Origin of the sequence: Streptomyces sp. NPDC057697 (assembly GCF_042799335.1) — a bacterium.
Lineage (GTDB): Bacteria > Actinomycetota > Actinomycetes > Streptomycetales > Streptomycetaceae > Streptomyces.
Map to the genome: position 1 here is coordinate 133,335 of NZ_JBHVJA010000005.1, position 12,940 is coordinate 146,274.

At 72.1% G+C, this 12,940-nt stretch carries 14 protein-coding genes; 10 read left to right on the forward strand and 4 right to left on the reverse strand.

Annotation, left to right across the window (positions count from 1 at the left end; genetic code table 11):
- The first annotated feature begins 285 nt into the window (after nt 1–285).
- Nucleotides 286–1,296, forward strand: a complete 1,011-nt coding sequence (locus ACFVFH_RS16105; protein WP_383768305.1) for a hypothetical protein — start codon at nt 286–288, stop codon at nt 1,294–1,296.
- A gap of 173 nt (nt 1,297–1,469) precedes the next feature.
- Here the strand turns inward: ACFVFH_RS16105 and ACFVFH_RS16110 are convergent, their stop codons facing one another.
- Together ACFVFH_RS16110 and ACFVFH_RS16115 are read right to left on the reverse strand one after the other, a co-directional pair.
- A complete protein-coding gene (locus ACFVFH_RS16110; protein WP_383768309.1) occupies nt 1,470–2,792 on the reverse strand; it encodes a D-arabinono-1,4-lactone oxidase in 1,323 nt (440 codons plus the stop codon).
- Entirely contained in the window at nt 2,749–3,996 is a 1,248-nt protein-coding gene (locus ACFVFH_RS16115; protein ID WP_383768312.1) for an MFS transporter, read from the reverse strand. Before ACFVFH_RS16115 ends, ACFVFH_RS16110 begins: the two co-directional genes overlap by 44 nt.
- A gap of 153 nt (nt 3,997–4,149) precedes the next feature.
- On the opposite strand from ACFVFH_RS16115, the gene ACFVFH_RS16120 reads away from it, so the two are divergent.
- Nucleotides 4,150–5,277, forward strand: coding sequence for a ferrochelatase (locus tag ACFVFH_RS16120; protein WP_383768315.1), 1,128 nt, complete (start codon nt 4,150–4,152; stop codon nt 5,275–5,277).
- 35 nt (nt 5,278–5,312) lie between these two features.
- On the forward strand, nt 5,313–6,131 hold the full coding sequence (locus ACFVFH_RS16125) for an inositol monophosphatase family protein (protein ID WP_383768318.1): 819 nt from the start codon (nt 5,313–5,315) through the stop codon (nt 6,129–6,131).
- Nucleotides 6,132–6,223: 92 nt separating this feature from the next.
- Here ACFVFH_RS16125 and ACFVFH_RS16130 read toward each other — a convergent pair whose 3' ends face one another.
- Nucleotides 6,224–6,397, reverse strand: coding sequence for a hypothetical protein (locus ACFVFH_RS16130; RefSeq protein ID WP_176729069.1), 174 nt, complete (start codon nt 6,395–6,397; stop codon nt 6,224–6,226).
- 361 nt (nt 6,398–6,758) lie between these two features.
- Here ACFVFH_RS16130 and ACFVFH_RS16135 point away from each other — a divergent pair, with 361 nt between their 5' ends.
- The 4 genes from ACFVFH_RS16135 to ACFVFH_RS16150 all read left to right on the forward strand — a co-directional run bounded on the left by ACFVFH_RS16135 (nt 6,759) and on the right by ACFVFH_RS16150 (nt 10,328).
- Nucleotides 6,759–7,412 (forward strand): response regulator transcription factor, encoded by a 654-nt coding sequence (locus ACFVFH_RS16135; RefSeq protein ID WP_093539476.1) that lies wholly within the window; start codon nt 6,759–6,761, stop codon nt 7,410–7,412.
- A gap of 6 nt (nt 7,413–7,418) precedes the next feature.
- Entirely contained in the window at nt 7,419–8,648 is a 1,230-nt protein-coding gene (locus ACFVFH_RS16140) for a sensor histidine kinase (RefSeq protein ID WP_383768321.1), read from the forward strand.
- Nucleotides 8,649–9,053: 405 nt separating this feature from the next.
- A complete protein-coding gene (locus ACFVFH_RS16145) occupies nt 9,054–9,350 on the forward strand; it encodes a DUF4193 domain-containing protein (protein WP_003965732.1) in 297 nt (98 codons plus the stop codon).
- Between the two features lie 12 nt (nt 9,351–9,362).
- The gene (locus ACFVFH_RS16150; RefSeq protein ID WP_383768324.1) at nt 9,363–10,328 is read left to right on the forward strand and encodes a hypothetical protein; all 966 of its coding nucleotides are present in this window, start codon (nt 9,363–9,365) and stop codon (nt 10,326–10,328) included.
- A gap of 71 nt (nt 10,329–10,399) precedes the next feature.
- Here ACFVFH_RS16150 and ACFVFH_RS16155 read toward each other — a convergent pair whose 3' ends face one another.
- Complete coding sequence (locus ACFVFH_RS16155; RefSeq protein WP_383768327.1) at nt 10,400–10,855, reverse strand: DUF3093 domain-containing protein; 456 nt, start codon at nt 10,853–10,855, stop codon at nt 10,400–10,402.
- Between the two features lie 58 nt (nt 10,856–10,913).
- Here ACFVFH_RS16155 and ACFVFH_RS16160 point away from each other — a divergent pair, with 58 nt between their 5' ends.
- From ACFVFH_RS16160 to ACFVFH_RS16170, 3 genes are read left to right on the forward strand one after another with little or no spacing between them, the layout of a single operon-like run.
- Nucleotides 10,914–11,498: a PaaI family thioesterase gene (locus tag ACFVFH_RS16160; RefSeq protein WP_383768330.1), complete on the forward strand. Its 585-nt coding sequence runs from the start codon at nt 10,914–10,916 to the stop codon at nt 11,496–11,498.
- The gene (dut, locus tag ACFVFH_RS16165; RefSeq protein WP_093539471.1) at nt 11,498–12,031 is read left to right on the forward strand and encodes a dUTP diphosphatase; all 534 of its coding nucleotides are present in this window, start codon (nt 11,498–11,500) and stop codon (nt 12,029–12,031) included. The genes ACFVFH_RS16160 and dut overlap by 1 nt, the downstream gene beginning before the upstream one ends.
- A gap of 1 nt (nt 12,032) precedes the next feature.
- Nucleotides 12,033–12,806, forward strand: a complete 774-nt coding sequence (locus tag ACFVFH_RS16170) for a DUF3710 domain-containing protein (RefSeq protein WP_383768333.1) — start codon at nt 12,033–12,035, stop codon at nt 12,804–12,806.
- Nucleotides 12,807–12,940 lie beyond the last annotated feature (134 nt).

Below are 12,940 nucleotides of genomic sequence, written 5' to 3' on the forward strand. Positions count from 1 at the left end.
GGCGCCGCCGGATCGAGTGCCTCCTTCGGCCCCCTCCCGAAGATCCCGGACACCCGTACGGGAGTCCGGCCCCAGGGCTCGCCACAGTACTCCATTCGGGCCACCAGGGTGGACCGCCGCGCCGTCGAAGTTCTCGTGAGGTGCGGGAGTTGGGTCGCCGGGCCGGGGGTGGTGCGCCCTCCGTGCGTGTCCTGCTTCACAGAATCCCCGGAAGCGGAACTAATCACTTCGCTCATATGTCCCTTCCTGTTGCATGGTGGGAGAGATGTCAATCAAGGGCTGGAAATGGTGCAGAAGCCGGAAAGTGACATAGAACCCAAGGAAAGGCGTATCGATCTGAGCCTGCCCCAGGTGGCGGGCAGCGCCGTGGCAGCCGTCGCGGCAGCGGTGGCGGCCTCCCAGCTGGGTGTGTACGGAACGATCCTCGGCGCCGGAGTGATGAGCGTCGTCGCCACCTGCGGCGGTTCGGTCTTCCAGCACTTCTTCCGCCGCACGGGCGAGCAGATCCGCGAGGTCACGGTCCAGGTGAAGCACCAGGACCGCGAGGTGACGGTGCATACGCGCGAGACGAGCGGCGCGCGTTCGGCGAAGGGAAGCCGCAGGCCGCCGGCCGCCGGCCGGACCGGGAGGACCGACGGAGCGGCGGACGCCACCACCGTGCTGCGCGCGGCGGACGCCGCGCCGCCGCGTCACCCGGCCGGTGATCCGGAGCGCACACGGATGCTGCGTCCCCTGGACGCGACCCAGCTCCTCACCACCGCGCACCCGGAGCCGGACGAGGAGTTCTCCGAAGCCACCACCCACGGCACCCGGCTGCGCGGCTGGAAGCGCTCGGCGCTCGGCGCGGCCGTGGTCTTCGCCCTGACCATGGCCGGAATCACCACGTACGAGGTGCTCTCCGGCAACGACCTGAGCGGTGGCCGGGGCACGACCGTCGGGTCCGTGGTGCGGGGCGGGGACCGGGGCTCCGGTTCGCAGGATCCCGCGCCGTCGACGAGCACCGGCTCCGGCGAGGGCAGCACGCCGGACCGGAAGGACGGCGCGACCCCGGGCACGGACCCGCAGGGTGGACAGAGCCACAGCCCCGGCACCGGCCGGGGCGACTCCTCGGACGACCCGACGACCGGCCCCACACCGTCCGGCGGCACCGGCGACCGCACCAGCCCGTCCCCGCAGGCCACGCCCGCCCCGACCGCGTCCGGCGACGGCACCACCACGGGCACGGCCCCCGCGGGCGGGGGCGAGGCCCCGGCACAGGGCGACGGCCCCACCGCGGGCACGGACACCGGCCAGTGACCGGACACCGAGCGGCGGGGGGGCCCCCCCCCCCCGCCGGCCCCCCCCCCCCCCCCGGGCCGCCCCCCCCCCCGGGGGCCCCCACCCCTTTCCCCCCCCCCCGCGGGGGCCCCCGCCCCGGCCCCGCCCGCCCCCCCCCCCGCGAGCCGGGGCCGTCCGCCGTCCGGGAGGCCCTACTCGCCCAGGACCCGGCGCAGGTAGTCGTTGCCGAAGAGACGGTCCGGGTCCAGCCGGTCGCGTACCGCGGTGAACTCGCCGAACCGCGGGTAGACCCCCGCCAGGTACTCGGCGTCGCGGGTGTTGACCTTGCCCCAGTGCGGGCGCCCCGCGTGGGCGGTCATGATGCGCTCCACCGCGGTGAAGTACGCCTGGTAGGGCGTGCCCTTGTAGAGGTGCACGGCGATGTACGCGCTCTCGCGGCCCGAGGCCGTGGAGAGCGCGATGTCGTCCGCGGGGGCGGTCCGGACCTCCACCGGGAAGCTGATCCGCAGCGGCGAACGGTCGACCATCGCCTTCACCTCGCGCAGCGCCTCCACCGCGGCCTCGCGCGGCAGCGCGTACTCCATCTCCACGAACCGGACCCGGCGCGGGCTGGTGAAGACCTTGTACGGGATGTCGGTGTAGGTGCGGGCCGACAGGGCGCGGCTGGAGATCTTGGCGATCGAGGGAATGGTGGCGGGGACCGCCCGGCCGAGCGAGCAGGCCACCTGGAAGATCCCGTTGGAGAGGAGCTCGTCCTCGATCCAGCCGCTGACCTTCCCGGGCGGCGCGGCGGGGCCCGCGCTGCGGTTGTTGCGCTTGGTGTTGCAGTTGCCGGTGTGCGGGAACCAGTAGAACTCGAAGTGCTCGTTCTCGGCGACCAGCTCGTCGAAGTCGCCCAGGACCCGGTCGAAGGCCATCGGCTCCTCACGGGCGGTCAGCAGGAAGACCGGCTCCACGGCGAAGGTGATCGCCGTGACGACGCCCAGCGCGCCGAGCCCGATCCGGGCGACGGCGAAGACATCGGCGTTCTCCCGCTCCGAACAGGTCAGCACCGTGCCGTCGGCGGTGACCAGTTCGAGGGCGCGGATCTGGGCCGATATGGACGCCGAGTCGCGGCCGGTGCCATGGGTGCCGGTCGAGGTGGCCCCGGCCACCGTCTGCTCCATGATGTCGCCCATGTTGGTGAGCGAGAGGCCCTCGCGGGCCAGGGCGGCGTTCAGCCGCTTCAGCGGGGTGCCGGCCTCGACGGTCACCGTCATCGCCTCGCGGTCGATGCTCCGGATGCCGGTGAGCAGGTCCGGGCGGATCAGCACGCCGTCGGTGGCCGCCGCCGCGGTGAACGAGTGCCCGGTGCCGACCGGCTTCACCCGCAGCCCGTCCTCGGACGCGCGGCGCAGCACCTCGGCGAGCTCCGGCACGGAGGCGGGGGACACGGCCCGTACCGGACGGGCGCTGACGTTTCCCGCCCAGTTACGCCACGCGTTCGTCGTCGTCCGTGCGTCGGTGTCGGTCATCTTCCGCGCGCCCTTTCTCGGGAACCGGCCCGCTGAGCCGGCGATACCCCAGGAACGCCACCGCGGCCGCGAGCGCTCCCGCCACGACGGGTACCACGTACCCCGCATCGGCCCCCGAGGCGTCGACCACCCAGCCGGCGGCCGAGGAGCCGAGCGCCACCCCGACGGCGAGCCCGGTGCTGGTCCAGGTCATGCCCTCGGTCAGTTCGGTGCGCGGTACGTGCTGTTCGACGAGGGCCATGGTGGAGACCATCGTCGGTGCGATGGCGAGACCCGCGACAAAGAGCGCCACGGCCAGGAGCGGCAGGTTCCCGGCCAGTTGGAGGGGGATCATACTCACGGCCATCGCGCACACGCCCACCAGCCACCGGGTGGACGTCCGCCCCCTGAGACGGAGCAGTCCGAAGACCGCCCCGGCGAGGCAGGAGCCCAGCGCGTACACGGCCAGGACGAGGCTCGCCGAGGCCTTGTGGCCCCGCTCCTCGGCGAAGGCCACCGTCACCACGTCGATGGACCCGAAGATGGCGCCGGTGGCCACGAACGTCACCACGAGCACCTGGAGCCCCCGGGAGCGCAGCGCCGAGCCGCGGGAGTGCTGCGCACGCGGATGCGGCACCGGCTCGGTGGCCCGCTGCGCGGTCAGCCAGACGACGCCGACCAGCAGGAACCCGGCCGCCAGGAGCGGCCCCGCCTCCGGGAACCAGGCGGTGGACAGCCCGATCGAGATGATCGGCCCGAAGATGAAGCACACCTCGTCGACGATCGACTCCCACGCGTACGCGGTGTGCAGCTCCCGCGGCGAACCGCGGTAGATCTCCGCCCAGCGGGCCCGGATCATCGACCCCACGCTGGGAACGCAGCCGACGCCCGCCGCGAAGACGAAGAGCGTCCAGTCGGGCATCCGCTGCTGCGCGCAGACCAGGAGTCCGGCCACCGCCGCCAGGGCGGCGAGGGCGGCGGGCCGCAGGACGCGGCGCTGCCCGTGCCGGTCGACGAGCCGGGAGATCAGCGGCCCGAGCACCGCCGCCGACATCGCCAGCGTCGCGGAGAGCGCGCCGGCGAGTCCGTAACGGCCGGTGAGCTGGGAAATCATGGTCACCACACCGATGCCCATCATGGACAGCGGCATCCGGCCGAGGAATCCGGCCGCCGAGAACCCCTTGGTGCCGGGGACGGCGAATATCGCGCGATAGGGACTGGACAAGATGGGCTCCGGAGCGGCGTGATCACACACGCCTGTCATGCGTGAACTCAGCCGACACAGCTTACGGCCGGGGCGCACGGTCCCGCCCGGGGGAGGGCCGGGGAGCCGATGTCGGTGGGAGGGCCGCCGGAGACGGGTGGCAGGATCGGTGCCATGTCCGATCTGCGCGATCCCGCTCCCTACGACGCCCTGCTGCTGCTCTCCTTCGGCGGCCCCGAAGGCCCGGACGACGTGGTCCCGTTCCTGGCGAACGTGACCCGCGGCCGCGGCATCCCCGAGGAGCGGCTGAAGGAGGTCGGCAAGCACTACTTCCTGTTCGGCGGCGTCAGCCCGATCAACGCCCAGAACAGGGCCCTGCTGGACGCCTTGCGCAAGGACTTCGCCGAGCACGGGCTGGACCTGCCGGTGTACTGGGGCAACCGCAACTGGGCGCCGTACCTCACCGACACCCTGCGCGAGATGACCCACGCCGGGCACCGCCGCGTCGCCGTCCTCGCCACCAGCGCCTACGCCTCCTACTCCGGCTGCCGGCAGTACCGGGAGAACCTCGCCGAGTCGCTGGCCGCGCTGGAGGCGGAGGGGCTGGAGGTGCCCCGGGTGGACAAGCTCCGGCACTACTTCAACCACCCCGGATTCGTGACGCCCATGGTGGACGGCGTGCTCGCCGCACTGGCCGACCTCCCCGAGGACGTACGCGCCGGGGCGCACCTGGCCTTCACCACCCACTCCATCCCCACCTCGGCCGCCGACACCTCCGGCCCCGTGGAGGCGCACGGCGACGGCGGCGCCTACGTCGCCGAGCACCTCGACGTCGCCCGGCTGATCGTCGACGCGGTGCGCGAGGAGACCGGCGTCGAGTACCCCTGGCGGCTCGTCTACCAGTCGCGCAGCGGCGCCCCGCACATCCCCTGGCTGGAACCCGACATCTGCGACCACCTGGAGGCACTGCACGCGGACGGCGTGCCCGCCGCGGTGATGGCCCCCATCGGCTTCGTCTCGGACCACATGGAGGTCCTGTACGACCTCGACACGGAGGCCACCGCGAAGGCCGCCGAACTGGGGCTGCCGGTGCGCAGGTCGGCCACGGTCGGCGCCGACCCCCGGTTCGCCGCCGCCGTGCGGGAGCTGGTGCTGGAGCGCGCCGCCACCGAGCGGGGGCAGGGCCGGGAGCGGTGCGCCCTGGGCGCGCTCGGACCGGGCCACGACCTCTGCCCGGTCGGCTGCTGCCCGGCCCGCGCCCCCAAGCCTGCCGCCGCGGGTGCCGACAGTCCGTACGCGTAAGAGTTCGCCGTACGCCCACAGACCCCTGGAGAGCCGTGACCGACCCGACCCTGTCCGAACTGCTCGACCTCGCCCTGGAGGCCGCGGGCCGCGCGGGCGCGCTGCTCCGCGACGGCCGTCCGGCCGATCTGGGCGTGGCCGCGACCAAGTCCAGCCCGATCGACGTCGTCACCGAGATGGACATCGCCGCCGAGAAACTGATCACCGGCTTCCTGAGCGACCGGCGGCCGCAGGACGGCTTCCTCGGCGAGGAAGGGGCCAGTGCCGAGGGCAGCAGCGGTATCCGCTGGGTCATCGACCCGCTCGACGGCACCGTGAACTACCTCTACGGACTCCCCACCTGGGCCGTCTCGATCGCCGCCGAACGGGACGGCGTGCGGGTCGTGGGCGTGGTGGAGGCCCCGATGCGCCGCGAGACCTACCGGGCGGTGCTCGGCGGCGGGGCCCACGCCCGGGGCGGTGCGTACGGTGACGGCGCCGCGCTGCGCTGCCGCCCCGCGCCCCCGCTCGACCAGGCCCTCGTCTCGACCGGTTTCAACTACGTCGGCGAGGTCCGCACGCACCAGGCGGACGTGGCCCGGAAGCTGATCCCGCGACTGCGTGACATCCGGCGCGGCGGCTCCGCGGCCGTGGATCTCTGCGACGTGGCCGCGGGCCGTCTCGACGGCTACTACGAGCGCGGGCTCCACCCCTGGGACCTGGCGGCCGGCGACCTCATCGCCCGCGAGGCGGGCGCCCGCACCGGCGGGCGCCCCGGGCTGCCCGCCGACGGCGGTCTGACCGTCGCCGCGACGCCCGGCGTCTTCGAGCCGCTCCAGGCCCTCCTGGAGGAGTTCGGCGCCTGGCACGACTGAGAGCCTGTCGGGCGGTGGGACACGGGCACGAGCAGGGCCCCCGACGCCGGTCACGGCATCGGGGGCCCTGCTCGTCGATGTGCTCAGACGGCTCAGACGCTGGTGGCGCCGATCTCGACACCGTGCTCGGCGGCGAGGCGGTGCAGGTCCTCCAGCTCGCTCTGCTCGACATCCGCGAGGAAGTCGTCGCCCGTCTCCCGAGCTCGGGTGAGGTCGTACTCGGTGGTCCTGATCCGCTGCAGCAGGCCTGCGGTGAAAGCGTCCATAATGCGCCCCCTCATCGTGGGTCGGTGGCACGGGGGTGTGCCCGGGGTTTCCCTCCGCACGGAGGCGGTAGGGCGGGTGATCACGCGCTCTCCGGGGACGGAGTGGCCTGTGGCACGCCACATTTCGAGGCGTGATCGCGGGTGTGAATTCGTCCTCCCCGGGCCCGGTACCCGAGAAACCTCAACTGGTCGGTAAATCCCGCGAATTCCCTTGCGCCCCAGGTGGGGCAGCGTCGTCTTACCGCCGGTTTATGCGCGTTGCGGGCAGGATGGAGCCGCACAGACCAGTGCCGACGGGTGACCGGATCACGGACCGTGGGCGCTCCGACACGTAATGAAGTCACTAAGGAAGGACAGCGCCGTGCGCGTACTCGTCGTGGAGGACGAGCAGCTGCTCGCCGATGCGGTGGCCACCGGATTGCGCCGGGAGGCCATGGCCGTCGATGTCGTGTACGACGGTGCGGCGGCCCTGGAGCGCGTCGAGGTCAACGACTACGACGTCGTGGTGCTGGACCGGGACCTCCCGCTGGTCCACGGCGACGACGTCTGCCGGCGGATCGTCGAGCTGGGCATCCCGACCCGGGTGCTCATGCTCACCGCGTCCGGGGACGTCAGCGACCGCGTCGAGGGCCTGGAGCTGGGGGCCGACGACTACCTGCCCAAGCCCTTCGCCTTCAGCGAGCTCACCGCCCGGGTGCGGGCGCTCGGCCGGCGGACGACGGTGGCCCTGCCGCCCGTCCTGGAGCGGGCCGGGATCAAGCTCGACCCCAACCGGCGCGAGGTCTTCCGGGGCGAGACGGAGGTGCAGCTCGCGCCGAAGGAGTTCGCCGTGCTGGAGGTCCTGATGCGCAGCGAGGGCGCGGTCGTCTCGGCCGAGCAGCTGCTGGAGAAGGCCTGGGACGAGAACACGGACCCGTTCACCAACGTCGTCCGGGTGACCGTCATGACGTTGCGCCGGAAACTCGGCGAGCCGCCGGTCATCGTCACCGTGCCCGGCTCCGGCTACCGGATCTGACGGCCGGTGCCCCCCGTTCCCGCGCCGCCGACGGCGCCTCCGAAGCCCACCTGGGAGCCCAAACACCAGGAGCCCCCCTACTGGCTGCGTCCGACCATCCGGATACGGCTCACGCTGCTCTACGGCGGCATGTTCCTGATCGCCGGAATCCTGCTGCTGTCGATCATCTACATGCTGGCCGCGCAGGCCCTGCACGTGGGCAGCGAGCTGCCCTTCAAGATCGTCAACGGGCAGGTGACCAGCGATGTCTGCAATCTGCCCGAGAAGGCGTCCCCCGAGGCCTTCAACGCGGCGATGAACTCCTGCGTCAACCACCAGCGCCAGCAGGCGCTCGACACGCTGCTCAACCGCTCGCTGCTGGCCCTGGTGGGCCTGAGCGTCATCGCCTTCGCCTTCGGCTACGCGATGGCCGGGCGCGTGCTCTCGCCGCTGGGCCGGATCACCCGCACCGCCCGCCGGGTGGCCGGAACCGATCTGTCCCGCCGGATCGAGCTGGACGGTCCGGACGACGAGCTGAAGGAGCTCGCCGACACCTTCGACGAGATGCTGGACCGCCTGGAGCGGGCCTTCACCGCCCAGCAGCGGTTCGTGGGCAACGCCTCGCACGAGCTGCGTACGCCGCTCGCGATCAACCGCACGCTGCTGGAGGTCCATCTCTCCGACCCGCAGGCCCCGCCGGAGCTGAAGCAGCTCGGCAAGACCCTGCTGGCCACCAATGAGCGCAGTGAGCAGCTGGTCGAGGGCCTGCTGCTGCTGGCCCGGAGCGACAACCAGATCGTCGAGCGCAAACCGGTCGACCTCGCGGAGGTCGCCTCGCGCGCGATCGACCAGACGCGCGGCGAGGCCGTGGAGCGCGGTGTGGAGATCCGTGGCGAGCGGGCCCCCGCCGTCGTCCAGGGCAACGGGGTGCTGCTGGAGCGGATCGCGCTGAACCTCGTACAGAACGCGGTGCGCTACAACGTCCCGGAGGACGGCTGGGTGGAGGTCACCACCGAGTTGCAGGGCGGTCAGGCCCTGCTGGTGGTCTCGAACACCGGTCCCGTGGTCCCCGCCTACGAGATCGACAACCTCTTCGAGCCCTTCAGACGGCTGCGTACGGAGCGAACGGGCAGCGACAAGGGGGTTGGGCTCGGCCTGTCGATCGCGCGCTCCGTGGCGCGCGCCCACGGGGGCCGTATCATCGCGGAGCCCCGCGAAGGCGGTGGTCTTGTGATGCGCGTCTCACTGCCGGTCTGACGGGCCGGACGGGCCGATCCGCGCACCCATGAGTTTGTTCGCTTTGAGCGGAATTTTCGGGACCTGTGCCCGGATCGTCCGTGTGTGATCGATCACAGGGGCGAATTTCCGGCCGTCAACGCTCCGTGATCAGGGCCGCCACCGGAAAACCCGCAAAAGTCGGGGTTTTCGTGGCCCGATATCACGGGAAGTACACGGGGTGGCGCCCGTGAAGCGCGACACCGGGACCGTGTACGGTCCCCATCGCCACCCAAGCCGACCGCTCCCGAGCGGTCCTATTGGGTGTCGATTGAGTAACAGACCTTGATGTGAGGCAAAATCTCCGCCTCGGGTCGGGCACAAGTCCGGCCTCTCACGCGTTACGTGCGCTGAGACACCGCAGACACCCAGAGGGGGAGAGCGACTATGGCAACGGATTACGACACCCCACGCAAGACCGATGACGACGTCGACCAGGACAGCCTCGAAGAACTCAAGGCTCGCCGGAGCGACAAGACGGCGTCCGCCGTCGACGTCGACGAATTCGACGCGGCCGAAGGACTGGAGCTGCCCGGCGCAGACCTGTCCAACGAGGAGCTGGCCGTCAGGGTCCTGCCCAAGCAGGCCGACGAGTTCACGTGCATGAGCTGCTTCCTCGTGCACCACAGGAGCCAGCTGGCACGCGAGAAGAACGGCCAGCCGATCTGCCGCGACTGCGACTAGGTCGTACCGACCGTGGCAGGCGACACACCGTTCAGGAAGCGGCGCTTGCGGCGCAAGAGGTCGTCGGAGGCGTATCAGGGCGGCACAGGCCCGGCAGAAGGCGTAGCAGCGTCTGCCGAGCGGTCCGCCCTGCCACCCTCCCCGGGCGGGCAGGACGACGAGCGGGGCCGGCCGGCCTCGCTCGAATCGGTGGCCCCGGCCACCGAAGGAGTCGACGCGGCCGATGGGGCCGGACAGGTCGACAGGACGGAGCCCGTGACCGGGGCAGGCCGTCCGAGTGCGGCGAAACGGGGCGTACGCAAGGGCGGGGTGAGCGCCAAGGCAGCGATCGGTCATATCGCCGACCTGATCATCGAGAACGCTCCCCGCGTCCCTGTGCGCGATCTCGCCACCCTGCGCAAGCAGTTCCCCGGGCTCGGTCCGGAGGAGCTCGCCGACAAGCTCATCGCGGGTGCGACCAAGGGCACCGCCGCCGTGGGCGCCGGAATCGGCGCGGCGGCCATGATGCCCGTACCGCCCGCCATGCTCGCCGAGCTGGCGGCGGAGATCACCGGCGTGGCCACGATCGAGATGAAGCTCGTCGCCGAGCTGCACGAGGTCTACGGACAGCGCCCGCCGGGCGGCCTCGGCCGACGCTCCACCGCCTACCTCACGTCATGGACGGAGGAGCGCGGAATCGACGTCGTCCACCCCTCCACCGTCGACGCCGCGCTGAGCGGCCAGATGAAGCGCGAGCTGCGCCGGCAGATCATGAAGCGCACCGCGCGTGACCTGCCGAACCTGGTCCCGTTCATGGTCGGCGCCGCCGTCGGCGCGATGATGAACCGGCGCGACACCAGAAAGCTCGCAGAGCGGGTCAGGAAGGACCTGCGCAAGCGCCAGGTCCCCTGGGACCGGCTTCCCGAGCTGCCCCCGCTGGAGCGCCGACAGGGCCTCCGCAAGGCACTGCCGGGAACACCGGACGCGGAAGGCAACTAGGACCTCTCGTTCGGATCACGCGGGCACACGCGCCACTGATCCGGTGATCCGGCCCGAACCGACGGAAGACCTCAGGCCCGTCCGGCCGTGAGCGCCGCCACCAGGGCCTGCGGCTCGCGGGTCGACAGATAGACGTACGGCGTCGGGTCCTGCGGGTCGGTGATCTCCACCCGGACCGCCGTCGGGATGTAGCTGCGCAGCAGCATGAACGCCCGGGTGTCCGCCTTGTACGAGCGCCACGCGCGCGCCTCCTCCTCGTCCAGCACCTCGGCCTCGCCGAGCGCCGTCACCGGGATCCGGGCGTCTCCGGCGACCAGGGCGCCCGCCACCACCCGGATCCTGGCCGAGCCGTAGGAGCTCACCGCGACCGCCGCGAGGGCGGTGCCGCCCACCAGGCCGGCCAGCAGCGGAAGGGTGCCGAGCGGCAGCAGCATCAGCGCGCAGGCGATGCCGACCAGGAGGGCGATGAGCCACCACGAACGGGGCGCGGTCAGTCGTTCGTCGAAAGGCGGGGTGGAAGGCTGCATGAACCCAAGCTTGGCACGGCGCGACCCGCGGGCGGCCGCGCGGGTAAGGTCTGCGCCTGTGAGTGGAACATCTGCGGCTCTGAAGCCCCCGGCCGACGCGGTGAAACCGGTCCGGCACCCCGACGCCCCGGCCCCCGGCGAACTCCTCGGCGCGCACTACGAGCACTGTTTCGGCTGCGGCGAAGGACAGCAGCACGGGCTGCACCTCCAGGCGCGGGCCGGTGAGGGCGTCGGCGTCACCGCCGAGTTCACCGTGAAGGCCGCCCACCAGGGCGCCCCGGGACTGGCGCACGGCGGCATCCTGACCACCGCGCTGGACGAGACGCTCGGTTCGCTGAACTGGCTCCTGCGGGTCATCGCCGTGACCGGACGGCTGGAGACCGACTTCGTGCGGCCCGTGCCGGTGGACACCGTGCTGTACCTCGACGCCGAGATCACCGCGGTGCACGGCCGGAAGATCTACTCGCGGGCGACCGGCCGGATCGGCGGCCCGGACGGGCCCGTGGCGGTCCGCGCCGAGGCCCTCTTCGTCGAGGTCAAGGTCGACCATTTCATCGAGAACGGCCGCCCGGCCGAGATCCGGGCGGCGATGGCCGACCCGGACCAGGTCCGGCGTGCCCGAGCCTTCGAGGTGAACCCCTGATGCGCCGTCCCGTGGACGTACTGATCCGCCGGGTCGACCCGGACGTGCCGATTCCGGCCTATGGGCACCCGGGCGACGCCGGGGCCGATCTGGTGACCACCGAGGCCGTCGAGCTGGCTCCGGGCGAGCGGGCGGTCCTGCCCACCGGGGTGTCGATCGCGCTGCCCGACGGATACGCGGCGTTCGTGCACCCTCGGTCCGGGCTCGCCGCACGCTGCGGAGTCGCCCTCGTGAATGCCCCGGGGACGGTGGATGCCGGGTACCGTGGAGAGATCAAGGTGATCGTCATCAATCTCGACCCGCGTGAGCCCGTGCGATTCGAGCGGTTCGACCGGATTGCCCAACTGGTCGTCCAGCAGGTCGAGAAGGTGAGCTTCCACGAGGTGGCCGAGCTGCCCGGCTCGGCCCGCGGCGAGGGAGGCTTCGGATCCACCGGAGGCCATGCTTCCGGTGATGTCGACGGCGTCAGGGGCGGGATCACCCAGGGCGGGAACAGCTACGCTTCGGTCGTACCCGACCGGGAAGGACAGTGACGTGTTCGGACGTCGCAAGAAGAGTGGTTCCGCCGAGGACGTGGCGGACGAAGCGCGCGAGGCCGAGCAGGTCGTCGACGAGCTCGATGACGCCGACGGCGCAGACAGCGGCACGCGTCGGGTGAACCTCCCGCCGGCGCCCCGGCCGGACGGGCCGTGGGACGTCTCCGAGGTCTCCCAGCCCGGCGAGGGCCGGGTCGACCTGGGCGGCGTCTTCGTCCCCGGTGTCGAGGGCATGGAGCTGCGCGTCGAGGTGGCCGGTGACGCCATCGTCGCCGCGACCGTGGTGCTGCGCGACAGCGCCATCCAGCTCCAGGCGTTCGCCGCGCCCAGGAAGGAAGGCATCTGGGGCGAGGTCCGCGAGGAGATCGCCTCGGGGATCACCGCACAGGGCGGGGTCATCGACGAGGTCGAGGGGCCGCTGGGCTGGGAGCTGCGCGCCCAGGTCCCCGTACAGCTCCCCGACGGGACGAACGGCGTGCAGCTGGTGCGCTTCGTCGGTGTCGACGGGCCGCGCTGGTTCCTGCGCGGCGTGATCTCCGGCCAGGGTGCCGTGCAGCCGGAGGCCGCCGGTCTGCTGGAGACGATCTTCCGGGACACCGTGGTCGTCCGCGGCGAGGGCCCGATGGCCCCGCGCGACCCGATCGTCCTCAAGCTGCCCAACGACGCCCAGATGGTGCCCGAGGGCGTCCAGCAGGAGAGCCAGGAGGGCTCGAAGTTCTCCGGCGGCATGGGCCAGCTCCAGCGCGGACCCGAGATCACCGAGGTGCGCTGAGCGGGCACGGGCGACCGCCCGGCACAGCTTCGGCCGGTGGGCCGCATCCCCTTGCGAGGGGGTGCGGCCCACCGGCCGTTCCGCGTCCGGAAGCGGGCCCCGGGCGGCTTTTCGGGCCGTGCGCAAGACGGGTT

Bases quoted from the DNA above. Each gene is read 5' to 3' on its own strand.
- ACFVFH_RS16105 (WP_383768305.1), top strand. From the start codon at position 286: ATGGTGCAGAAGCCGGAAAGTGACATAGAACCCAAGGAAAGGCGTATC.
- ACFVFH_RS16110 (WP_383768309.1), bottom strand. From the start codon at position 2,792: ATGACCGACACCGACGCACGGACGACGACGAACGCGTGGCGTAACTGG.
- ACFVFH_RS16120 (WP_383768315.1), top strand. From the start codon at position 4,150: ATGTCCGATCTGCGCGATCCCGCTCCCTACGACGCCCTGCTGCTGCTC.
- ACFVFH_RS16130 (WP_176729069.1), bottom strand. From the start codon at position 6,397: ATGGACGCTTTCACCGCAGGCCTGCTGCAGCGGATCAGGACCACCGAG.
- ACFVFH_RS16145 (WP_003965732.1), top strand. From the start codon at position 9,054: ATGGCAACGGATTACGACACCCCACGCAAGACCGATGACGACGTCGAC.
- ACFVFH_RS16155 (WP_383768327.1), bottom strand. From the start codon at position 10,855: ATGCAGCCTTCCACCCCGCCTTTCGACGAACGACTGACCGCGCCCCGT.
- dut (WP_093539471.1), top strand. From the start codon at position 11,498: ATGCGCCGTCCCGTGGACGTACTGATCCGCCGGGTCGACCCGGACGTG.